This is a genomic window from Paenibacillus sp. J22R160 (genome assembly GCF_059692135.1).
Genome location: NZ_JCAUAU010000011.1, coordinates 119106 through 143163, shown reverse-complemented (window position 1 = coordinate 143163; position 24058 = coordinate 119106). Strand labels below are relative to the sequence as shown.

Annotated in this window: 15 protein-coding genes; all 15 read left to right on the top strand. The window is 44.0% G+C overall.

All coding sequences use genetic code 11. The features are described 5' to 3' along the window. Positions 1-40 precede the first annotated feature (40 nt). The 15 genes from AC58UW_RS21205 to AC58UW_RS21135 all read left to right on the top strand — a co-directional run bounded on the left by AC58UW_RS21205 (position 41) and on the right by AC58UW_RS21135 (position 24051). Positions 41-7270: an S-layer homology domain-containing protein gene (locus AC58UW_RS21205; RefSeq protein ID WP_497422595.1), complete on the top strand. Its 7230-nt coding sequence runs from the start codon at positions 41-43 to the stop codon at positions 7268-7270. 184 nt (positions 7271-7454) lie between these two features. Continuing rightward, positions 7455-8390: a carbohydrate ABC transporter permease gene (locus AC58UW_RS21200; RefSeq protein WP_497422594.1), complete on the top strand. Its 936-nt coding sequence runs from the start codon at positions 7455-7457 to the stop codon at positions 8388-8390. A 2-nt stretch (positions 8391-8392) separates the two neighbouring features. Continuing rightward, the gene (locus AC58UW_RS21195; protein WP_497422593.1) at positions 8393-9259 is read left to right on the top strand and encodes a carbohydrate ABC transporter permease; all 867 of its coding nucleotides are present in this window, start codon (positions 8393-8395) and stop codon (positions 9257-9259) included. An 85-nt stretch (positions 9260-9344) separates the two neighbouring features. Further along, the gene (locus AC58UW_RS21190) at positions 9345-10709 is read left to right on the top strand and encodes an ABC transporter substrate-binding protein (protein ID WP_497422592.1); all 1365 of its coding nucleotides are present in this window, start codon (positions 9345-9347) and stop codon (positions 10707-10709) included. A 77-nt stretch (positions 10710-10786) separates the two neighbouring features. Beyond that, positions 10787-12550, top strand: a complete 1764-nt coding sequence (locus AC58UW_RS21185; RefSeq protein ID WP_497422591.1) for a sensor histidine kinase — start codon at positions 10787-10789, stop codon at positions 12548-12550. A 23-nt stretch (positions 12551-12573) separates the two neighbouring features. After that, positions 12574-14175, top strand: a complete 1602-nt coding sequence (locus tag AC58UW_RS21180) for a response regulator (protein WP_497422590.1) — start codon at positions 12574-12576, stop codon at positions 14173-14175. A gap of 424 nt (positions 14176-14599) precedes the next feature. Then, positions 14600-15931 carry an ABC transporter substrate-binding protein gene (locus AC58UW_RS21175; RefSeq protein ID WP_497422589.1) on the top strand — a complete coding sequence of 444 codons (1332 nt, stop codon included), beginning with the start codon at positions 14600-14602 and terminating at the stop codon, positions 15929-15931. A 75-nt stretch (positions 15932-16006) separates the two neighbouring features. Next, positions 16007-16897, top strand: a complete 891-nt coding sequence (locus AC58UW_RS21170) for a carbohydrate ABC transporter permease (RefSeq protein WP_497422588.1) — start codon at positions 16007-16009, stop codon at positions 16895-16897. Between the two features lie 74 nt (positions 16898-16971). Further along, positions 16972-17748, top strand: coding sequence for a carbohydrate ABC transporter permease (locus tag AC58UW_RS21165; protein WP_497422587.1), 777 nt, complete (start codon positions 16972-16974; stop codon positions 17746-17748). 106 nt (positions 17749-17854) lie between these two features. Continuing rightward, entirely contained in the window at positions 17855-18562 is a 708-nt protein-coding gene (locus tag AC58UW_RS21160) for an RraA family protein (protein WP_497422586.1), read from the top strand. Positions 18563-18594: 32 nt separating this feature from the next. After that, a complete protein-coding gene (locus AC58UW_RS21155; RefSeq protein ID WP_497422585.1) occupies positions 18595-19281 on the top strand; it encodes an RraA family protein in 687 nt (228 codons plus the stop codon). A 167-nt stretch (positions 19282-19448) separates the two neighbouring features. Further along, the gene (locus AC58UW_RS21150; protein WP_497422584.1) at positions 19449-20489 is read left to right on the top strand and encodes a LacI family DNA-binding transcriptional regulator; all 1041 of its coding nucleotides are present in this window, start codon (positions 19449-19451) and stop codon (positions 20487-20489) included. 283 nt (positions 20490-20772) lie between these two features. Next, positions 20773-21453, top strand: coding sequence for an RraA family protein (locus tag AC58UW_RS21145; RefSeq protein ID WP_497422583.1), 681 nt, complete (start codon positions 20773-20775; stop codon positions 21451-21453). Then, entirely contained in the window at positions 21450-22544 is a 1095-nt protein-coding gene (locus AC58UW_RS21140) for an Ldh family oxidoreductase (protein WP_497422582.1), read from the top strand. Before AC58UW_RS21145 ends, AC58UW_RS21140 begins: the two co-directional genes overlap by 4 nt. A gap of 100 nt (positions 22545-22644) precedes the next feature. Beyond that, positions 22645-24051, top strand: a complete 1407-nt coding sequence (locus tag AC58UW_RS21135; RefSeq protein WP_497422581.1) for an extracellular solute-binding protein — start codon at positions 22645-22647, stop codon at positions 24049-24051. The last annotated feature ends 7 nt before the right edge of the window (positions 24052-24058 follow it).

Below are 24058 nucleotides of genomic sequence, written 5' to 3'. Positions count from 1 at the left end.
CTTTTATAATAGAGATATTCATTGTAAAGGGGGAAATCATATGCTTCACGGTATGAAGAAAGCGCTATCATGCATTCAGATCCTGTCGATGCTAGTTTCAACAGCATCATTGGGGGTTGGAGTAGCTGCTGCAGATACACCTTCAGCAGTTAACAGTACGACAAATACTTCTTCAGTTTCTCCAACGTTCTTAGACGTCGCCAATCACTGGGCGTCAAAGGAGATCATTCGTTGGTCTCAGAAAGGGATTATTCAAGGGTATGAAGACGCCACCTTTAAACCGAATGCCTCTATTACCCGATCAGAATTTGTTTCCTTGGTAAACCGCGTATTTGGGTATACAGTTAAAGCGAGCCAATCTTTTCCCGATATACCGATAAACGCTTGGTATGCGGATGATGTTTCCAAGGCCGTGGCGGCAGGCATCGTTGCCGGTGATGAAACAGGTCAATTCAGGCCGGAGGCGCCAATTAGCCGACAGGAAGCGGCAGTCATTCTTGCGAGAGCCTTCGATTTGAAATCGAAAAACAGTCAACCATCCGATCGATTCACGGATGCAAGTCATATTGCAAGCTGGAGCAAGGATGCTGTGAATGCGCTTGTTGAGGGTGGGTTCGTGTCTGGGCGCGATAATGGCGCCTTTGACCCGCAAGCCAACATCACAAGAGCAGAGTTCGTCAAAATGATCGACGCCGTTGTTGGAGATTTGAAAAATGAAGCGAAAACGTATTCAGGGAATATTTCGTCAAATTTGGTAGTTAACACGAGTGATGTAAAACTGCAGGATATGGTAATTGAAGGCGATTTATACATTACACCAGGTGTTGGTGATGGGAACGTGTACATGGAAAATGTAACCGTCAAGGGTCGAACCATCGTACGCGGAGGTGGCGAGCACAGCATTCTCCTTAGTAAAACAACGCTCGTAGGGCAGTTGATTGTTCTTAAGCAGGATGGCAAGGTACGTATTGTTTTGCAAGACGAAAGCGATGTCCCTCACGTGCTGCTAAATTCCGGAGCCAAGTTGGAAACAGGCAAGGATGCTGGAAAAGGCTTCGGGAACGTCCAAGTTATGGGTTCCATACCGGGGGATCAAGACATTATTTTAGACGGTAACTTTACTAGTATTTCGCTTGAGGTTCCCGGTGTTACTGTGCAAGTGCTGGGCGGTGTGCTCGATGAGATACTTGTGAAAGAAAAGGCGGCACTTCTTCTTACAGGAGGCACTGTAAAAAATGTCGATGTTCAAAAATCAGCGGCAGGTACGACCGTACAAATGGATGAGAAGGCTGAAGTAACGAACTTCAAAGCGGATGCGCAAGTGGATGTAAAAGGCAAGGGCCGTATTGAAAACGCGATCATTAACGCTGATGGTGTGAAGATGGAACCCAAACCGGTAAATGTCACTGTAGCCGATGGCGTGAAGTCGGATATAACGGCGTCGCCGTCCTCAGGAGGAGGGACATTTGGAGGCAGTTCATCTGGTGGTGGCGATGGGAGTGATGGCAGTGGCAGCGAACAACCAGGTACAACAGCTGCTCAAGTTGCTGCAACACTTACAACGATTACAGCACCAGCGAAGGACAGCACGGTACTAGCACTGCCAACGGTACCATTAGGGTTTACAATTGCCATCCAAACTTCAAGTGACACAGGAGTTATCGCACTTAGCGGAACTATTGTGCCGCCAGCAGCGGAAACAATTGTGAACCTCGTGCTGGAAGTAACGAGAACATCGGATCAATCCAAAGCTAGCACCGTAAGCATAGCCGTAATAGTTCCAGCTAAAAGCCATATAACCGCAGCTGCAACGGACATCCAAATCAAAAATTTTGGATATAACTATGTAAGTGATATTTCAGGAGACGTGATTCGTGTTACATCAGGAAATACCTATGTGTACACGGTTGATACTGCAGAAGGTGCAGGTCTTACCACACTGGAAATCAAATCAGTGGAGGAGTTGCTGTCATCCATTACTTCAAAAACTTCTGCGCCACAAACCTATGAAGTCAAAGGCACAAGCGGAGCAAAGCAATTGTCTGACCCTGTTGTGGATGGCGATATTTTAACGGTGCATGCAGGACAAGAATCTCAAGATTATGCGGTTAAAGTCATACAAGGTGCATTAAGAGGCGAGATGCATCTAGAAAATAGTGTGATAACGGCAAACACGCAATCTGACGTTGTGCTGAACTTTTTCGCAGGCATGAGAAGCCCCGCAACGGAGGTCGTGTTGAAAGTTCCAAAAGGCATCGGCGCAACGTTAGATAACACATCGGTCAATGTCATTGGCAGAGGCAAAGTGAAGCTTTCCGGACTCGAAACGCAATCCATTGGCCGAGTAGGCGCAGGATACCGCTTCCAGAAGGTTGGTACGGTTGCAATTACTGATAATGTAGATGGCAGCCAGTTTATCACCTTCAAGGGACTTGATCTGAGACCGGCGAATGGTGCAGATCTTCAGATTACTTTTGAAGGTGTGAACGTTGGTGCAGGCAGCTATTCCTTTGAAGCGTCCTACACAACTTCCGAACCAGAAGTATTAACTAGCCCATGGGGGGCGGTTCATCTACAAGCAGTAAATACAATTAGCAGTTTTAATCGTGTACTGGATAAAAGTCTTACTTATAAGGAAACTGCTGATACCTATACGAAAGCTAGCTTTTCTTGGACCGCTGCTAAAAGTGCCGCTTCGATTAAGCTCATGCAATCTACGAATAAGGGTGTCACATGGAGTGAAAGCCAGGCTGCAATTAGTGCGCAAGGGAATGAAGTGGAGGTTTCCAACCTTACTCCGAATACCGAGTACTTCTTTAAACTTGTCGTTAGCGGTGGCGATAATGAAGGGGACTCTAATATTTCCAAATTCTATACAGGGAAATTGGATGCTAAGCTGATGGGCGCAGTGGGGAATGGTACTGTTGATGATACACAGGCCATTAACGATGCCATTCTATATTTAAATACATTAGGTGGCGGTACACTGCTATTCGATAACGGTACGTTTAATGTAAGAACGGTTCATCTCCAGAGCAATGTATACTTGTATATTAATAAAAATGCAACAATCGCGGCCTTAAAGGGTGGAGATGCGCCTGAGACTACTTATTTCTCAGATAAAGGATATCGCTCCGGTACTTCGGCTACGGCAACGGGACCTTATAAAGACCCAGAGAACTATTTAACCAAACAAGACGTAGGTCATCATTATTTTAGAAACAGCATGTTTTTCGGTGAACGGTTAGACAATATCAAAATTATTGGTAATGGCAAAATTACTGGGAATGGTAATTTGCAGACCGGTGACGGGGTTATGAATAATGAGCCTGACAGTCGTACAGACAAGATGGTCACCGTGAAGCTGTGCACGAACTTTGAGTTTGGCGGACTGGATAACGGCCTTGACCTCTGGTACGAAGAAACGAATTCGCCGACCACGGATGAGCCTTATTATATTAAAAGTATGAATCCGGATGGCAGCAATGAAGTGAAGCAAACGGACATTAGCAATATGCTTAGAGTGGATCGAGCAGGTCACTTTGCAATGCTTTCAACCGGTACCGATTATGTCAATACCCATGACTTTTATTACGATAAGGGCAGCGGCGGCGGTGCGCGAGATGTGTTTGACTATATGCAAAGCAGCTATGTAACAGCTAGAAATATTTATGCCAAAGGGACTTCCGATGATATCGTGAAACCGGGCAGTGATTCTTCCTTAGGTTTCACAAGACCTGCAACCACGTATTATGTTCGTAATATTATTGGGGATACCAACTGTAATCTATTCCAAATCGGCAGTGAAACCGTTGACGATATTAAGAATGCCTATGTTGATAATATTTATGTGCTGGCAGGAAATAAAGCAGGCTTCTCCATTTCCACGAATGACGGTGCCCATGTCGAAAATATTTATTTGAATTACGGGCAAACGGGTCCAGTCCATCACAAAGCTGAAATGCGGCGTACGCGGGCTCCATTCTTTATTTCAATCTCTAATCGCGGTCGTGTGATCGGCGGGGATGCTGTCAGAATGACTTGGATGGAGAATGGTATCCAAAGAGATGAATTGTTAAGCACGAACGTCAATATTGGAGTTGTCAAAAATATTTATATTAAGGATGTCAATATAGAAGAGGTGTATCAAGGAAGCGAATACGGCGATCCTTCCAAGAGATGGGAACCCTATAACGGCAAACCAACGACAAAAGCAACACCTATTATTGCAGGGTATAAGGTTGGTGACGGTGGACCAGCTTTACCGGATGGGCGAAACATTGGGTATATCGAGAACCTGAATTTTGAAAATGTCGATGTGTTAGTCAAGGGTGGGAACAGCTTCGCTGATTCAGAAATTAGCCCTCCAGAGTTAGGCGTTGGCAAATATAACGTTTCGGATATCGGGGAACAGCCATCCTATGGCTTCTGGGCTAGACATGTGAAGGGTCTGACATTTAAAAATGTCACGACAAAATTTGAAGCTAATGATGACCGCTATGCCATCGTATTGGATGATGTTAGTGATGCTACGATTGATCAATTGAAAATGATCAAGGGCACGGGAAATCCCAATGTCCTTCAGCTCAAAAATGCAAGCAATGTAACGGTTACCAATTCTTCTTTCTATAAAACTACATGGGGCAATGAGCTTACCTCTCTTCCCGAATTGAGAAACGTATCCGTAGCCGGTCATCAAACGTATCCGTTTGCGATGAGCGACTCTGCTACAATTGTGAAAGCGCCGGGGAGTACTCGGGTTATTGCTGTAAATAGCGTTCTAACGACAATCGATGTTGCATTTAGTACAACCGTAGAACAAATCAAAGATGAAGTGACTTCAGACGATGGTTCTAGACAAAGATATAACGTAGTAAGTGCACAAGACGTTGTAAAATTGACGGGACTTCTTGTAAGCGGAGATAAACTAATTGTTTCATCAGAAAGTCAAGCTGCTAATAAAGTGTATACAGTCGCAGTAGCGAAAAGCTCAAATGTAGATATTGCTCAAAAATCACAAAATAGCAAGGTATTAAGTTTAAACAATGCGTCACGTACAATTAATGTGCTTACAGGTATTACAGTAAATGAAATGATAGCACAGATCGAACCGAAGGATGGCTCACAGCAGAACTATCAAGTCCTTCATGGCGCTGTGCCCATTACTGAGGGTGCTTCTATAACGAACGGGGATATGCTCAAAGTAACAGCGGAAGACGGTACCAACGCAGCAGATTTTACAATAAATGTGGGGGATGATATTCGAATTAACGTGAAGGCAGATCACCCTCATATCTCTAGTATTACCAATGATGCGGTGAGAGTACTGAGAGGGACGACGGTAGCTCAATTACTCGCACAAATTCAGCCACTTGTTATTGGCAATACGCTTCAATATACGGTGACGGATAGCATCAATGCTCCAAAGTCAGCAGGTGAGTTAGTGGATGGGGATCAGTTCATAGTTTCGTCAGGTGGAACAAGTCTATCCTATCTCATTATGACGACAAGTGCAGGTGCTTCCTCTAAAAAAATCGAGGGAGAAACAGCTGCTTATACGCTTGGTGGAGCCGCACTAACGACAAAAACAAATAATGATGCTATGGCAAGCGGCGGGGTAAACCGTGAGTTTAACGGAGGTGCAGTTGGGGATTATGTTGATTATATGTTCCCTAATGTTCCTGCAGGAAAGTACACATTGAAATACACCTATAAGAGCAATACCGGAAGAGGTACGGTTCAAGTATCCATTAACGGAAGCAATGTAGGTGAGCCTATAGATGAGTACGGCCCTTCAGGCTATCATACGGTTGATATTAACGATGTGGATATCCGTACATCAGGAGATGTTGCTATTCGTTCTAACATTATCGGTAAACAATCAGCGAGCGCAAATTATACGATTATTGTAGATAGTATTGAGCTTGTGGGGAATGCAAGCGGGAATACCAATCTTAAATCACATTCAACTATGTACGCTGTAGATAATGACAGCAAAGTGATTACGGTACAGGGGTTTGCCACAGTAGAAGATCTCTTGGCTCAACTAACCTCAACAGACGGCTCATCCCAGTCATATAACGTGAAATCAGTGGATGATGTTAGCAAGGAAAGCGGTCCTGTCGTTAATACCGATATATTGGTTATTACGTCAGCAGATGGCAAATATAATGCCACTTATACCTTTACGGGAATAGCTGCGGCTAGTAACAATACAAATATCATTCAGAAATCGGGGCAATATGTTTTCAACATTGATTCTGGGAGTTCGCAAGTTGAGGTATACAATGGTTCAACCGTAGCTAACTTGTTGGAAACGATTGTGGCTGCAGACGGCACTTCACAATCCTATAGCGTTACGGATGCAGTTTACAACCAGAAAGCTAGCGGTCTGCTCGTGACTGGGGACTTGTTGGTTGTTACCGCTGCAGATGGTTTGACAAAGAAAAAGTATGCGATTAATGCATCTGGAGTCGCTTCGTTTAACCTTATCATGAAACCAGGCAGCACATTGGTTAGAGGTATGGAGAAATATCGGGTTGGTGGCGTTGATCAGACATTCGTCGTATTAAACCCCGGCATCAAGGTAACGGATTTACAAAGTGAGATTGTTAGCGCAAATTTGATTTCAGTGACTTACAACGTGTATCATTCAGATGGTCTAACCTTGGCGAGCAGCAATGAATTCATCTATGATGGCAGCAGGATTGTATTTTATGACCCCAATAATGTGAGTAATATAATAGAAATGACAGCATCTGTGTATGCTGATTTCAAGTTTGCCTATCAAAAAACAGCAGGGATTAACGGAAACGTATCATTCTCAGCTAATTCAGGCGCAAGCAGCTCTAGCGATATCGCTTACACGGGTGGAGCTCAATATCCGTATCTTCAAACAACGAACAATGCGTCTGCTTTGAATGGATGGGTAGCTTTGAATAGCAATGTTGCTGCAGCTGGTAAATATGCAATTAATCTTGTCTACAAACATGGTGCCAACAGAGGCGAAACAGAGCTGTATGTAGGCGATATTTCACCAGAGAACAAGCTTGGGGAAAGATTGTCGACAGCCACAGCGAGCAATCCGCTCTACTTAGCTGATTTCCTCGATCCTGCAGGTAACGTAGTTACGGGGCAAAAGTTTAGTGTGAAATCTGTTGCTACAAGGAATTTACCGCAAGGTGAAAACAAGTTTATTTTTACGATTTTACCAAATGGAAGCAATCATCAATTGGTGTTAGAATCCGTACAGTTAAGATTTGTAGAGTAATATAAGCAGCAACAAAAACACCACTCGAGGATAGAAATCGGGTGGTGTTTTTGTGCTTTTTCTGTTAATGATCTTGAACATTCTGATAATGATATTTGATTCTCCACATGGTGGATCTGCCCTACAATTGAATTATAAGAAAGAGATTCATATGAATTCGACAAATTGAAGTGGAGGAAACCCAGTGAGTACAAAGCAGTTCACCATTGTAAACCGGGCGATTGTCAATAAACAGAAGAAGCGCATTCAGTGGTTGCCCTACCTCTTGATTGCCCCCGCGATTGTCCTGATTATTGTCTTTCTGTTCTACCCTGTAGGGAACGTATTTTACTTCAGCTTACAGAAGTTTAATCCAACCAAAGCATACGAAAATGGATTTGTGGGGCTCGATAATTTCAAAGCAATTTTCACCACTGACAAATTATTTGTTTCAACTTTATGGGTCTCAGCAAAATGGGTGTTCGTCGAAGTTGTTCTCCAGCTCATATGCGGCTTAGGAATCGCTCTTATGCTGAATCAAGCTTTTAAATTTCGGGGCTTATTCCGATCAGCAGCCATTTTGCCTTGGGCTATTTCAGGGGTCGTTACCTCCACTTTGTGGCAAATTTTGTTTAATGAACAAATAGGGCCCCTCAACGATATTTTTTTAAAACTAGGCATTATCGATCATAAAATTGCCTGGCTTTCGGAAATATCGACCGCCTTTCCTGCCGTGGTAACCGCTGAATTGTGGAGAGGAATACCGTTCTTCACCATTGCGCTGCTTGCCGGTTTGCAAACAATACCTGGTGATTTATATGAATCAGCCGTAGTAGACGGTGCGGGTAGATGGAAATCATTTATCCATATTACACTGCCATTTTTAAAAACAACGATTATCTTAACGACTCTGCTGCGAGCTGTCTGGGAATTCAATAATGTCGATTTAATCTTTGTTATGACCAATGGAACAGGAGGACCAATTGATTTAACGACAACACTTCCGATGTACATCGTTAAACAAGCAATTGTGGCTCAAGACTTTGGCTACGGCTCGGCACTCACCGTCATTGGCTTTATCATCCTGCTGCTGTTTGCGGTGTTCTACTTGAAATTAAGCGGATATGGAAAGGAAGACTAAGCATGATAAACACACAAACGATGAAACATAAGCCCATTCTTCCTAGGATCGTGGAAAAAACATTTATGTTGTACATCCCTATGATGTTGGCGATGGTATTCACATTATTCCCGTTATTCTGGGCGCTGGTTACCGCATTCAAAAGAGAAAGCGACATTACAAAGCTTCCGATTAAGTACATGCCAATGCCGGCAACGTTTAAGAACTTTCTGATTGCATGGAATAATGTTGGTTTCTCAAAGTATTTCTTCAACAGTTTAATTGTGGCGCTATTGACCGTCCTCATCGTACTAGTCTGCTCCATCCTTGTTGGTTATGCGATTAGCCGATTTAAATTTAAAGGCAAGAAGTTATTCATGCTGCTTCTGTTATGTACGCAGTTTATTCCGGGGGCAATGCTGCTCATTCCGATGTTTGAGATTTTCCGAACCCTGCATCTCACTAGCAATTTAATGGCATTGGTTATTATTAACAGCACCTTCCAGCTTCCCTTTAATGCGATTTTGATGAGCGGTTTTATCAGCAACATTCCTGAGCAGCTTGAGGAAGCGGCAATGGTTGATGGTTGCAGTCGATTGAAATCTGTTTTCCTAGTTATTTTTCCAATCCTCGTGCCTGGAATTGTCGCGACCATGGTGTACACGTTTATCGGCTCGTGGAATGAATTCTTATTCGCACTTATGTTGATTAGCAAGAAGGCGCTATTCACATTGCCAGTGGGACTTCGTTACATGCAGGGGGAATACGACATTCAATATGGCGCATTAGCTGCAGGAAGCGTTATTGCATTGCTGCCAGCGGCAATCTTGTTCGCTTATGTTCAGAAGTTTTTAGTACAAGGGATAAGTGCAGGGGCTGTAAAAGGTTGATTCATTCGAACTAATTCACTCTTCGAATCTATGATCGAAAAGAGATTTAGGATATATTTATGATAAGATAAAAGGAGATGTTAACATGTACACAAAGGGGCTTAAAATGTTATTGGTGGTTGGATCGGCTTTATCATTGACCCTGTCTGGATGCAGCAGCGGGGGAAATTCAACAACCACGGAGACGACAGCAGCACCAACAACAGCACCTTCAAACCAGGCTTCCAATCCGGCTGAGAAAGTAAAGATCACGTTTTGGGATGAGAATCCAGGACCGAACCGGACTCCTTTTTATGAAGAGTTAATTAAGCGTTTTCAAGCAAACAACCCGAACATTCAAGTCGAATATGTGGGCATTCCGGCAAGTGGAGCCAAACAGAAATACGATGTCTCCATCGCGGCCAATGATACCCCCGACATCGCAGGGATTAATATGGTGTGGTTGTCAGATTTCGTGGCAAAGGGGGCTGTGCAGGAGCTTGATCCGTACTTTAAGGATTGGAGCGATAAAGATAAAATTGCTGCGAACATCGTTGACTTCGATCGCGGGTTATCCGCTGACAAGAAGCTGTATTATCTTCCACACACAATGTTCTTAGATATCCTCTGGTATCGAACGGACTGGGTGAAGGACGCTGGGTTGAAAGCGCCTTCAACTTGGGATGACTTTTTCACCAATGTCGATAAGCTGACCGATATCAAAAATAATCGTTACGGCTTCAGCATTCGTGGCGGCTCCGGCAGCATTAATCAGCTTACATCTATGATCTATGCGTACTCCGGCATTTCGGAATACTTTACACCAGATGGTAAAGCGACCGTTAGAGATCCCAAAATCACGGAATTTTTAAACAAGTATGTAGCTTTATATAAAAAGAATACCCCTGTCAGTGATATCACGAACAGCAATAAAGAAATGAACGCAACGTTCGATACAGGAACTTCTGCCATGATTCAACACAACTTTGGTTCTTACAATGACCATGTAACGAATTTAGGTAACGACAAATTCGCGGGTGTCATTCCACCGAAAGCGGCAAATGGGAAAAGAGTTGTTGTTCCGGTAGCCAACGGCTTGGTGTTGTTTAAAAACTCTAAGCATCCTCAGGAGGCTTGGAAGTTTCTAAGCTTCTTAATGAATGCGGATAGTCAAACGTACTGGAATCAAAACATTGGCCAAATGCCGACCAATACCGACTCATTGAAAAGCGATTATGTGAAAAATACGCAGCATATTCAACAAGGTGCAGAAGTGCTCGCGGATAAAGAAACCATCGCCTTAAAGCTGCCAACCCATTTGCCGGATTACACGAAGATAACGACACAGCAGCTAGAGCCAGATTTCCAAAGAGTACTGACTGGAAAAATGACCGTAGCCGACTTCGTTAATGGTTGGGCGACTTCGATGGAGAAAGCGAAAGCGGATTACGATGCCGCTATGAAAAAATAAACAGAGAAATGCAAGTAGCTATTTAGGGAGGGCGATTATTCGCTCCCCTAAATATTGTTCGTTAAAGGGGGATTTCTGTGCCGGTCTTTCGTTCATTAAAATCAACGATCATTTGGTTATTCATTCCAATTACCATTGTGTTTGTACTGGTCACAGGATCGGTTTCATTCCTCCTCGCTTCGCAACAATTAAAAGAAAATGCATTCACGAACTTGAACGATACGATTGCTCAAACGAAAAGCTTATTAAACGAGAAATTAACCGCATTTATTGCGGAACTAATTGGTTTAGAAAATAAATCCGAATGGATTAACATCATGAATAAGACGGATGATCCAGGCGTGCCATTGGAACCTGAAGATTACATATTTATGAATAAAGCATTGGACTCCTACTTTGAACGGTACACGATGCTGGATTCCGTTTTGTTTTACTACAATGAAGGGCGAGTATCTCAATACAAACAGAACAATTCATTAATTTCAACTGTGAATATTTCTTTGGAGAACTACAGCAATAAATTAGAAAGCGATCGTCTCTCCGTCATTAAATGGCTCAATATTCATGATGAGAATAACTTAGCTGCTCCGCAAGTAATCAGTGTATATCGCATGTTCGGTAAGGATAAATCGCGTACCAAGGGAATTTTCATGATGAACTTGAAGAGCCGCTTTTTCAGCGATTTATTGAACAATGCGAAGATTAGTAAAAATGGTTACTTGTGTATCGTAAGCGATGACGCGGTTATGAGCTTTAAGCAGGTAGAAGAGCGATATCAAATTGATGAGGCGGGCCTGCAGCATGATTTAATGAAAGCGGTTGAACCGTCCGGTCAAATCAATATTACGAATAAACATGGCGAAAAGATGCTTATTGTGTACGATACATTGAGCCTCAATAAATGGAAGGTCGCCGCCATTGTGCCGGAACGCGAGCTTTTTAACAAAATAAATTCTATCGGGCTGGTCATCATTACGGTGATGCTGTTGGCTATCGTATCTGCTGTAGTCCTCTCCAATATCATCGCTCATATCCTTACAAAGCCGCTCATTAAATTGACGCATATCGTGAATCGGATTGAAGACGGGAAACTGGAAATAGGATACAGTACGATCTCTTCCAATGAAATTGGCGTCCTGAGCAGAGGCATTCAGGATATGATGCTTCGTATCAAAAATTTGTTGACGGAAGTAAAAGAGGAACAAGAGAAAAAGAGGTCAGCAGAGCTAGCTGTACTGCAGTCACAGATTAAACCGCATTTTCTGTATAACACGCTTTTTTCGATTAAACAGCTATGTGAAATGGAAGAAAATAAGGATGCCGCCGAAATGGTTACGGCATTATCAAACTTTTATCGAATCAGCATTAATAAAGGGAATGAAATGATCCCAATTGCCCAAGAAATCGAGCACATTCGCAATTACTTGTACATACAGCAGATGCGGTATGGTGAAGATTTTATTTATGAAATCGACATTGAACCGGACATTTTGAGTTGTCATATTGTAAAGCTTACACTACAGCCTCTAGTAGAAAACGCGATCTATCATGGAATGAAGCAAAAACGTGGACAAGGGTTAATTCGCATTTGGGGGGAAATAGCCAATCACGAGGTACGGCTATATGTAGACGATAATGGCAATGGGATGTCCGTTGAAAATATTCAAGCTATTAATCAAAGCCTTAGAGAAGAAATAGATAGCGGGAGCATTCTGGGCTTCGGTATTGGGAATGTACATAAGCGGCTGCAACTTAATTATGGGCCGTCCTTCGGACTTTTGTATGAGAATAAGCCTGGAGGCGGCGTGATCGTATTAATAAGAATCCCATTTTATGAATGAATGTACGTGGGGGGGCTTAGTAGATGAAAGTTGTAATCGTTGATGATGATAGTATTATTCGTAAAGGATTATCGCGTACTATTCCTTGGGAGCAGAATGGATTTACACTTGCCGGTTCAGCTAGAGATGGTGAAGAGGCACTAAGCATGATTGCTGATGTGAGACCTGATCTTCTGTTAACGGATATTCGCATGCCTTTTATGGATGGTTTCCAATTGACGGAAGCGGTTAAAGAGAAGTACCCGGACATGAAAATTATTATGCTGACCAGCTTTGACGAGTTTGAGCTTGCACATAAAGCGTTGAAATTAAAGGTGTTTGATTATTTATTGAAACCAGTCGATACACCGACTCTTTTGGAAACGGCGAAAAGGGCGATGGTCGAGCTTGAATATGAAAATGAAATGAAGCGAAAAGTTCTGGAAGGCATGCCGTTGTTGAGGCAGAGATTTTTGGGGAAATTGATAAAGGAAAACTTATCTGAGGACGAAATTCGTTCCCATAGCGAGTTTCTCAATTTTAAGCTGCCAAGCTCTAAATATGTCGTTATTTTACTAACCGCTGATGATTATAGCTATCCTGATTATCAGAACCGGTTCGGTAAAGAGATGCTGAAATACTGTATCTTGAATGTTGCTGAGGAAACGATGCAAAACGATTATGAAGGAATTGTATTTGAATCGGAAAATGATGAGATTGTGATTATTTACAATGCGGAAGGCGAGCAGGATCTTATTGAGCAGATGACATTGCAAATGGCGGAGACGATTCGAGTCAACGTAGAGAAATATTTGAAAACGACAGTGACCGTTGGCATTGGTTTTATTTATGATAAACCGGGGGATGTATCCAGATCCTATCGCGACGCGAAAGCGGCTATTGAATTCCGTCATATGATTGGAACAAATAGGGTGCTAACTGTTGGGGATACAGGCCTTCCTCCTACAAGCTCAACGGAGATTATTTTAAACGAATTAGAGAACGAATTTGTGATGAAGGTAAAACTAGGGCTGGAAAAAGAAGCACATGCGATACTAGATGATATTGAACAAAGGCTGCTCGAAATTAAATTCGTCTCTTTAACGCAAGTTCGTTTAATCGGTATTGAGATCAGTTTGCTTCTCTTCAAAGAGTTGGAAGAGATATCTAATCGCAATGTAAAAATGAAGGCAAGTCTAGAGAGTGTGTACACGTACTATAATGAATTGGAACGTTTCCAAACGATTCAAGATATCTTTACTTCTATTCGCCAACTAACAGCGCGATTCCTAGACATTGCGAACCAACAACGTGAGATTCAAACCCAAAGTATGGTGCATAAGGCGATAGGGTATATTGAGAGCCATTATGCAACGGAGGGGTTGTCGCTTCAGGAGGTTGCTCGTTATGTGCATATCAGTCCGACTTACTTAAGCATTCTTTTCAAGAAAGAGAAATCGATTACGTTTAGTGATTTTCTCCTGCAAACCCGCATGAAATCAGCTATGGAATTGCTTCGTATGAGCGGATTAAAGTCCTACGAAGTAGCTGAGAAAGTCGGATACAGCAACCCGCAATATTTTAGCCAATGCTTCAAGAAGTTTACTGGAATGTCGCCTACGGACTATAAGAGTGACGAACATTAAAGTGATGAGCTAGAAGGGAAAGGGGAATCGTCAACCTCTAAAGCGGAGAAGCATGTAGTTGCACAAGATGATAGCCGGGTAGGGGAAGCAATTTCCTATCCGGCTTTTTGTGCGCTTGGCAGCGCAATTCACAAAGATTGAAAATTAGGAAATCGATTTAGTGTATCGATTTCCTGTTGACAATACCTTTGTGTGTGATTTAAAATAAGTTAAGAAATCGATTTACTAAATCGATTAACCTACAAATACCTCCCACAAAACACAGAATCGAAACAGTGACAAACCCGTTATTATCCTCCACCCGCAGAATCCACACAAATAAAAGCAAGCTATGATGAATGATCTAGGCTACTTCACGAACCATGAAATGAATTGGTTAATGAAAGAGTGTGGATAAATGGTTAGCAAAAAAGGAGGGCTTTAAATGAAGAAAATGAAAGCGCTTTTATTTATTCCTCTGATCGCATCTTTCGGATTGGCAGCATGCAGCAGCAGCAGTAGCTCCACTCCTGCTGGGACTAGCACATCGGCAGTAACGGCAACGACGACCAATAGTGCAGAAAAGGTATCCATTCGTTTCGCGTGGTGGGGGGATGGGAAACGGCATGAGAAATATAATGCCATCGCGGATATGTACGAGAAACAGCACCCTAATGTCAAAATCGTCAGAGAGTTTGGTGCGTTTAATGATTACTGGGATAAAATGGCGACTCAAACGGCAGGCGGGAATATGCCGGATGTCGTCGGCATGCATGCAACTTATGTTGCGGACTATGCACGCCGCAATACGCTGCTCGATTTGGGTGCTTTCGTTCAAAACGGCACAATTAACTTGAAGGATTTTCCCGAAGCGGTTCAGGAAGCAGGCAAAGTGAACGGTAAAACCCTCATGGTCGCACAAGGCGTAACGATGACCGGCTGGGAATATAACACCGCGATGTTTGATAAATTGGGTGTCAAATATCCGGATTACAACTGGACGTGGGATGATTTTATCGCTAAAGTGACTGAGCTTCAGAAAGCGATTAAAGAACCCGGTGTCTGGGCTTCCGGCGATAACAGCAACGATATCACAGGACTTCAAGTATTTGCCCGCCAAAGAGGGAAGGAGCTTTTCACAGCCGAGGGCAAACTGGGTGTGAACAAAGATGATTTGGTGGAATGGTTTTCCATTTGGGATAAGCTTCGCAAAATAAAGGCAATTCCGGATGCGGCTACAACTGAGCAATACATAACCGTTTCCCTTGATCAGGGCTTGTTTGTCAAAGGAAAACTAGCACTGACAGTATTCCCGTTCAATCAGATTCCCCTGTACCAAAATTACATCAAAGATGGCGAAGTCAGAGCAGTGCGCAGGCCTACGGATCCGAAGGGCAAAGAGGGGGAATTTGTTGAAGGCGCTTACTTAGCAGTCTCTGCGAATTCCAAGCAAGCCCAAGAAGCGGCGAGCTTTATCAATTTCTTTGTCAACAATGAAGAAGCCGAGAAGGTCTTCAAGCTGGAACAGGGTGCGCTCGGCTCGACGAAGGGGAATGAAACGATTAAACCGCTGCTTTCCCCGGCTGAGCAAAGAACAACCGAAGCGATTCAGACGAGCCTTAAGACGGCCGGTCAACTTCCGCTTCCGCCGGCAGGTCAGGGCGCAGTTCGTACACTGCTTACGGAGACTGCGCAATCCGTAGCCTTTGGGAAGAGCACGATTGAACAAGGAGCCCAGGATTTTATCAATAAAGCTACAACCATGCTAAACAAATAAGGTAACGTATTCATTCTTGCGGCCGGTTGTTAATGACTTACAAGCACATCCGGCTGCAACTTTGGGAGTGAAAGCATGACTGCCATTAAGACGTTCTTGAAAAACAACTGGACTGGTTATTTATTTTTGACGCCATGGTTGATTGGATTAATTGGTTTAAGCGCATTCCCTATGGGATTTTCTCTTTACCTGGCATTTACCAAGTATGATTTGTTCACTCCGCCGGAGTGGATAGGCTTCAGCAATTTTATAGAGATGTTTCATGACACGAAATATATTGGAAGTATTAAAGTAACGGCCGGTTACGTGTTGTTGGCTGTTCCGTTAGCTCTTTCATTTGCTCTCGCAGTCGCCCTTCTGCTCAACAAAGGAATAAGAGGAATTCGCATATATCGGGCTATTTATTATGTTCCTTCCTTATTTGGCGGCAGTGTAGCCATTGCGTTGTTATGGAGGCAAATTTTTGGCGGTGAGGGATTGATTAACAAGATCCTGCAGGTTTTCGGTGTAGAAGGCTTAAACTGGATCGCTACACCAAGCACGGCACTGTACACTTTGATTGTCTTATCAACGTGGCAATTCGGATCCGCGATGGTGATTTTCCTGGCTGGTTTGAAACAAATACCAGTGGATTTATATGAATCAGCAAGAATCGACGGGGCAGGCGCGTTCAGGCAATTCCTGAGTATTACGTTTCCCATGCTTACTCCTATCCTGTTTTTCAATCTTGTTATGCAGATCATTCATGCCTTTCAGGCTTTCACACCTGCGTTCATCGTGAGCGGGGGGACCGGCGGTCCGCTGAATTCCACCTTATTTTATACCCTGTATCTGTATCAGAAGGGCTTTGCCCAGTTCGACATGGGCTATGCAGCAGCAATGGCGTGGATGTTACTCATCACGATTGCACTTGTTACATCGCTGCTTTTCGTTACATCGAAAAAATGGGTTTATTATCAAGAATAGGGGTGATCCCTTTGGTTATGAGCAGAGCATCCCGTTATGTTCTACATACATGTATTATAGCTGGTTGTCTCATCATGATTTATCCGTTGTTGTGGATGTTTGTGAGCTCGTTCAAAGAGAATACGGAGATTTTTACGAATACTTCTTTGATCCCGAGTAAAATCACATTTGATAATTATAAGCAAGGATGGACCGGCTTATCTGGTGTAACGTTTGGCCAATTTTTTCTGAATACTTTCTTTCTAGTGGCTATGTGTATGATAGGGAATTTGATTTCCTGCTCGATGGCGGCATATGCCTTTGGAAGGCTGAACTTTTTTCTTAAAAAAGTATTTTTCGCCATTATGCTCATGACGTTAATGCTGCCTTTTCACGTGACTATCATTCCGCAATATATCATGTTTAATAAGTTTGGCTGGATCAATACCTATCTACCGTTAATTCTACCGAAGTTTCTAGGCGTTGAAGCCTTCTTCATTTTTTTGATCGTTCAGTTCATCCGCTCACTTCCGCGTGAATTAGATCAAGCAGCTGAAATTGACGGATGCGGCCCTATTAAAATGTACTGGTATATCATGATCCCGCTCACGGTTCCTGCTCTTATGACGACCGCGATCTTTACGTTTATTTGGACATGGAACGATTTCTTCAGTCAGCTGCTCTATATCAGCAATATTCAAAGATTTCCGATTGCTTTGGCGCTTCGCATGTTTACGGATTCTATGGGAGATAACTCCTGGGGTGCTCTGTTTGCAATGTCGATTCTGTCCCTTGTACCCGTATTTGCTATGTTCATCTTTTTCCAGAGATATCTGATTGAAGGTATTTCTACAGGCGGATTAAAAGGTTAGAAGCTTGTGATTATAAAAGCATAACGGCAGATATTTATTCCTTAAAGATGCCATTTCTATTTTTAGGGATGAAAATATAAATCTAGGCAAATGGAGAGTGAGAGCAATGAGCAAGGACAAATTGTCCAAAGAGGAAAGACAGGAATTGTTGGCGTTGTACAAAGATTTGCGTGTGGCCGACGTGCGGGACGGCATGGATTGGAACATGATGCATCATTATGGTACGGTACATCACGAAATCCGTCCACTTTACCGTACGAGAGCGGTTGGCATAGCGCAAACCTCCAGATACATTCCTTATCAAGGGGAGATTCCCAAAATGACTCCCGATGAATATACGGAGTGGGCCAAATGGTATTACGCTAATATCACGAATAACAAAGGGATGAAAGCATCCGAACCAGGCGATTTCGTCGTAATTGATCAAAGCGGTGTCGATGTAGGGATTCTTGGGTCGAACAACTCGCTTCAATATTTCTCTCAGGGAGCTGTTGGGTTTATTACGAACGGCGGTGTGCGCGATACAGACGAGCTAATTATGCAAGAAGTTCCGGTATGGTCCAAATTTATCTCGCAGAAGATGAATCAGGGGCGCATCCAATTTGATGCGAATGATGTACCGGTCAATATCGGAGGCGTCGTTGTGAACTCAGGAGATGTCATCGTAGCTGATGGAGACGGTGTCATTGTTGTCCCGAGAAAAATCGCTGTAGAAGTAGGGAAGTACGCACATCAGGAATTAAAAGGAGATAAAGCAGGCAGACGCAGGATTTATGAAGCAATGAATCGTGAGTTGGATCATACCGTTATTTAATCAAATACCAAATATAGAAGGGATGAATGAACATGGACGATAGAGAGAAGATTTTGGAGCTTTATAAAGATTTAAGGGTTGCAGACGTGCGCGATGGTATGGATTGGAATATGATGCATCATTACGGCTCAGTGCATTATGAGATTCGTCCGCTGTTCAGAACTCGGGTGGTTGGTATTGCCCGTACTGCTAAATATGTGCCCTACGAAGAAGCCGTGCCGAGCATGACGCCTGACGAATATACGGAGTGGGCCAAATGGTACTATAAGGAAGTATGCTACGATCCATGGCACAAAAGCATTACAAAAGGCGACTTCATGGTCATTGATCAAAGCGGTGTAGACGTGGGCATTTTGGGCTCAAACAATACTCTTGGCGGTATCAAAGACGGAATTGTTGGGTATTTAACGAATGGCGGTGTTCGGGATACGGACGAGGTCATTCTGCAGGAGGTACCGGTTTGGTCCAAATTCATCTCTCAAAAAATGGATCAAGGACGTATCCGTTTCGACGCTCTAGACGTGCCGGTCAATATCGGGGGCGTTGTCGTTCGTACGGGCGACGTTGTTGTAGCTGATGGAGACGGTGTTATTGTTGTACCTAGAAAGCTTGCCTATGAGGTGGCTAAATATGCCCATCAGGAGCTGAAAAACGATAAAGCCGGCCGTAAAAGAATCTATGAAGCTATGGGCAGAGCCCTGGATCAAACGGTTGTTTAATAGGGAAGAACGGAGTTAACAGGAGATTTGCACAAACGGATATTTACCTGCCTAGATCGAAGGGCATGTAAATATCCGTCTTTCATTGTATTCCGCAATCTGGTATATTTGTTAGATGAAAACGTTGTTACGAGCAACGTATACACGGTATGAAATGAGGAATTTCATTGAAAGTAACCATCGATGATGTGGCTAAAATGGCTGGTGTATCCAAAACAACGGTCTCACGAATCCTCAACGGGAATTATTCGCAAGCGACAGAAGAAACCAAAGATAAGGTCTTAAAGATCATACGCGATGTGAACTATCGTCCGAACCCTATGGCACGAGGATTAAAGCAAATGAGGACGAACATTATCGGTATTGTTCTTTCCAATTTAAGCAATCCATTCTGGTCCCGGGTATTGGAAGGTGTTGAGGATACTTGCCGTCAGTCAGGATATAGTCTCATGGTATGCAACTCCAATGAAGATTCCGAACGTGAAGCAGGATTGATTGACGGTTTGCAAATGCGCCAGGTGGATGGCATTATTGTCAATCCAACTGTCAATAATAAAGAATTATATACGGATATCGTGCAGAAAAAGTATCCTCTCCTCGTCATTAACCGCCGCATTTCAGATTTGGACGTAGACGATGTTGTCGTAGATAATATCCAAGGTGCCCGGTTGGCCGTCGAGCATTTTATCCAGATGGGCAGACAGAAGTTGGTTTGCTTCGTCTATCAGCCTGAAGGTATCAGCACGTGGCAAGAACGTATTCTTGGCTTCAAAGAGGCGATGAGGGAGAACGGCCTTGAAGTCACGGATCACTCAATCATCCAGGTTCAAAATGCAAGCGGAAAGGCCAAGGCAGCCGTTATTGACTATTTTAGGCAAAAGCCTGATGCAGATGCTGTTTTTTCCACGAACAATATGATGACACTGGAAATCCTTGAGGGCTTTAAGGAACTTGGTATCCAGGTCCCGGCTCAAGTTGCGTTAATTGGGTACGATGAGACGGTTTGGGCCAAACATCTCAATCCGCCATTAACAACGATCGAGCAGCCAGCTTATGAGATGGGCAGGATAGCCGCCAAAAACTTGATCCAACGAATTGGATCGAAGACAGCCCGAAAACCGAAACACGTTGTTTTGAAGCCGAACTTGATCGTCAGGAGCTCAAGCGGTGAAGGTGAAGCAGGCAATAATACAGATGCGCAGTCATGATGACTGGCGCATTTCAGGGAACTAGAAAAGACCTGACGGATTATCATCCGTCAGGTCTTTTTGTGCGTTGCTGATCATTACACGCAGCAGGCTCGTCTCCGGTGCTGCACGAAGAAAAATACATTTTTTTTACTGAAACCGCTTGCTGAATTGAAATAAACATGTTAAATTTTACTTGTAAATCGATTTCCTAAATCGATAAACCGACTAAGAACAGTAATCAAATTTATAATCAGCCAGCCGAACTTATTCTTAACCCAAACTTTCTAAGGAGTGTGCCAACATGCCTAATTTAGGTTTTCGAATTCTTGAGCGGTCACAACGCCCAAGCCTAACTTTGCTCGATCAGTTTCGGGATGTGGTTACGCCGCACATCAGTGATAATTTAAATCGCATGCATGCGATTTGCTCAGGGCTGCGTCCGTACCACCAAGCAGGCAGCAAACTAGTAGGAGCGGCTTTAACCGTCAAGACAAGACCAGGGGACAATCTGATGGTACACAAAGCGATCGACTTGGCAGAGCCTGGAGATATCATTGTAGTTGATGCCGGAGGAGATACGACCAATTCAATCGTCGGCGAAATTATGTTGCGGTTGGCTCAGAAAAAGCAAATTGCCGGTTTCATTATTGACGGAGCGATCCGTGATACTGTGGCTTTCGCGAATGACACCTTTCCGGTTTATGCCAGAGGAATTACACATCGCGGACCTTATAAGGACGGACCTGGAGAAATCAACGTTCCCGTTTCAGTAGGAGGGATGATTGTCGAGCCTGGCGATATCATCGTCGGTGACGAGGATGGCTTGGCCATCGTGCCGCTGAGAGAGGCGGAAGGCTTGCTGAAGCTCATTCGCGAACAACAGGTGCGTGAGCTGAATATTTTACAATCCATTGAGGATGGCACGGTGAACCGCGATTGGGTGGATCAAACGTTAAAACAGAAGGGCTGTGAAGGGGTATGAGCTTGCCGGTTACTTACCAATGGGAGAAACTGCAATCCTTTTGCAGGGAAGTATTTATTCGTGCAGGCGTACCTGCGGACCGTGCATCCATCGTAGCGGAGTCGTTGATTCAAGCCGATCTTCGCGGAGTTGAATCTCATGGCGTCGTACGTACAGGCATCTATTTGAAGCGCGTTGAAAAAGGAATGATGGACCCGCAAGCTGAACCAGTGATTGTGTCGGAGCATGGAAGCACGCTGCTGCTCGATGGGAGCAATAACTTTGGAGCTGTGGTAGGAAGCTATGCGCTGGATATGGCGATGGAACGGGCTAAGCAATATGGTGCGGCTGTTGTCGGGGTAAAAGGTTCCAATCATTTCGGCACGGGAGCTTACTATGCACAGAGAGCGATTGAACAGAACTTGATTCTGCTTGTCATGTCGAACGCATCCCAGACCATGCCGCCGACGGGAGGCGTACGTCCTTTTATCGGTACCAATCCTCTATGTGTGGGGGTTCCGGCAGGTGAGGAAAGCCCTTTTATCTTAGACATGGCAACCAGTGTTGTCGCAAGAGGCAAGATCATCGTTGCTGCTCAGAAGGGGGAAGCGATTCCTCTGGGGTGGGGGATTGATAAAGATGGGAACCCTACGACCAACGCTGAGGCTGCACTCGAAGGTTCTGTTCTGCCGGTCGGAGGTCCAAAGGGCTATGCCATATCCATGTTTATTGACATTTTGTCAGGTGTGTTAACCGGAGCGGGTTATGGTCAGTATGTAAATAACATGTATGAAAATTGGAATGAACCGCAAAATGTGGGACACTTTTTCATAGCGATAGATATTAACCGATTTATTCCGCTGGAATTATTTAAACAAAGGGTCGATCAGTACATCCGCCAAATAAAAAATGAGCCTAAAGCGCCGGGTGTGAAGGAAATTTTGGTACCCGGGGAAATTGAACGAAGACAAACGGAGTCGCGTAAGCAAGAGGGTATTGAGCTTCCGCCTAAAGTGGCTGCTGAGCTAGATGATATTGGCTTGAAATATGGCTTGCAGCTTAGTGAAGCCGCTGTCCATCATGTTTCAATCATTGAAGGCTCCCAAATATAATCCACATAATCCAAACAAGGCCGCCTAACAATGTTGTCCAGGCTCCGCTACAATAAGGATGTAAGCGGTACCGACACTAGAGAACCAGGGAGGCCGAATCATGAAACGCAAATGGCTAACGTTATCAATGGCAGCAGTGCTTATAGCAACTTCAGCAGGCTGCAGCAGCGGGGAAAGCAAGAATACAGCGCAAGATGGAAGCACTGCAGGAGAGGCAGCGGGGAAGTCGACTTCTCCGATTAAGGCAAAGCCTGAACTGAAAGGGAAAATCCGCATTGGTTATGTTGGCTTAAACGATCAAACAGCGCCTGACCCACTTACAGGAGAAATGGTCTACGGGGCTGATGAGCTGAAGAAGCGTCTCAAGTTGGATTACCCGAATATTGATATCGAGGTTGTCACCTATCCGTACAAGGATCATCAAGCAAAAGCGAAAGCGCTCGTGGAATCGCGCCAAATCGATGTATCGATCGAATCGGACAGCAAATTTATGTGGAATCAAGGCTTGAGCGAGGATCTAACTCCTTTCCTCGAAAAAGACAAAGAGTGGAGCAAAGATTTGTATTTATCTCCGACACTGCTGACCGGTCCATTGGAAGTCGATAAAGACGGGAAAACGGTTAATAACGCGCTGCCGATTGCTGTAGACGGCTCGGGTATTTATTTTGACAAAACGATCTTCACTGATTTTGGTGTCCAGCCTCTATCTGAAAATCCAACTTGGGATGAAGTGCTCGATAAGGCGAAAAAACTGACCGGAAAAAATCCAAAAACAGGTGAGCAAACCTACGGAGTCTACACGCGAATTCCTGCTGATCAAGCAGGTTACGCAGTCTCCCTTATCGCTAATACATTCGGCGCCGATATGGGTAAAATGGGCTACAAAGAATATTTAAACCAGGTAACATTAAACAGCGAGGGCATGGTAAAGGCCGCAGATTATTACAAATCACTGATGCCTTTTACACCTGCGGGTATGATTCAAGGGCAAGGGGCCGAGAAGTGGTCCACGCCAAAAAACAATATTGCGATGTACATTAATTTGCCGGCCATTCAGCTTCAAAAATTTAAATCACTCAAAATGCTCGACAGGTACGATGTAGCAATGATTCCGAAAGGTCCACAAGGAACCGGCGGCTTCTTAGGCGGCATTCGCGTACAAATGGTCAAGAATACCCAGGACAAAGATCTTGCTTGGGAAATCGTCAAGTGGATGTCTGTCGGCAATGGACAGCGATTCCTTTGGGAAACGAAGAACACGATGCCGGTTTCGACAAAATCGCTTGGACCGGACTATAAGCCGGATGCCAACGACGAGAAGATGTTCAAAATGGTAAGCCAAGCACAATATATGTCTCCGATCTGGTTCACAACAGCCAAATTTGCCTTAACACGTGGTATGGAAAAGGTGCTGCTGAAAAATACGCCCGCTAAAGAAGCACTGGATACCGCCCAAAAAGAGGTACTGGATGAGTTCGCCAAGAACAATGCTGCCGACCAAAAGTAACTCGCAC

Excerpts from the sequence above, each read along its gene's own strand:
- AC58UW_RS21205 (WP_497422595.1), top strand. The coding sequence starts at position 41 with ATGCTTCACGGTATGAAGAAAGCGCTATCATGCATTCAGATCCTGTCG.
- AC58UW_RS21195 (WP_497422593.1), top strand. The coding sequence starts at position 8,393 with ATGATAAACACACAAACGATGAAACATAAGCCCATTCTTCCTAGGATC.
- AC58UW_RS21190 (WP_497422592.1), top strand. The coding sequence starts at position 9,345 with ATGTACACAAAGGGGCTTAAAATGTTATTGGTGGTTGGATCGGCTTTA.
- AC58UW_RS21180 (WP_497422590.1), top strand. The coding sequence starts at position 12,574 with ATGAAAGTTGTAATCGTTGATGATGATAGTATTATTCGTAAAGGATTA.
- AC58UW_RS21175 (WP_497422589.1), top strand. The coding sequence starts at position 14,600 with ATGAAGAAAATGAAAGCGCTTTTATTTATTCCTCTGATCGCATCTTTC.
- AC58UW_RS21170 (WP_497422588.1), top strand. The coding sequence starts at position 16,007 with ATGACTGCCATTAAGACGTTCTTGAAAAACAACTGGACTGGTTATTTA.
- AC58UW_RS21165 (WP_497422587.1), top strand. The coding sequence starts at position 16,972 with ATGATTTATCCGTTGTTGTGGATGTTTGTGAGCTCGTTCAAAGAGAAT.
- AC58UW_RS21160 (WP_497422586.1), top strand. The coding sequence starts at position 17,855 with ATGAGCAAGGACAAATTGTCCAAAGAGGAAAGACAGGAATTGTTGGCG.
- AC58UW_RS21155 (WP_497422585.1), top strand. The coding sequence starts at position 18,595 with ATGGACGATAGAGAGAAGATTTTGGAGCTTTATAAAGATTTAAGGGTT.
- AC58UW_RS21145 (WP_497422583.1), top strand. The coding sequence starts at position 20,773 with ATGCCTAATTTAGGTTTTCGAATTCTTGAGCGGTCACAACGCCCAAGC.
- AC58UW_RS21140 (WP_497422582.1), top strand. The coding sequence starts at position 21,450 with ATGAGCTTGCCGGTTACTTACCAATGGGAGAAACTGCAATCCTTTTGC.
- AC58UW_RS21135 (WP_497422581.1), top strand. The coding sequence starts at position 22,645 with ATGAAACGCAAATGGCTAACGTTATCAATGGCAGCAGTGCTTATAGCA.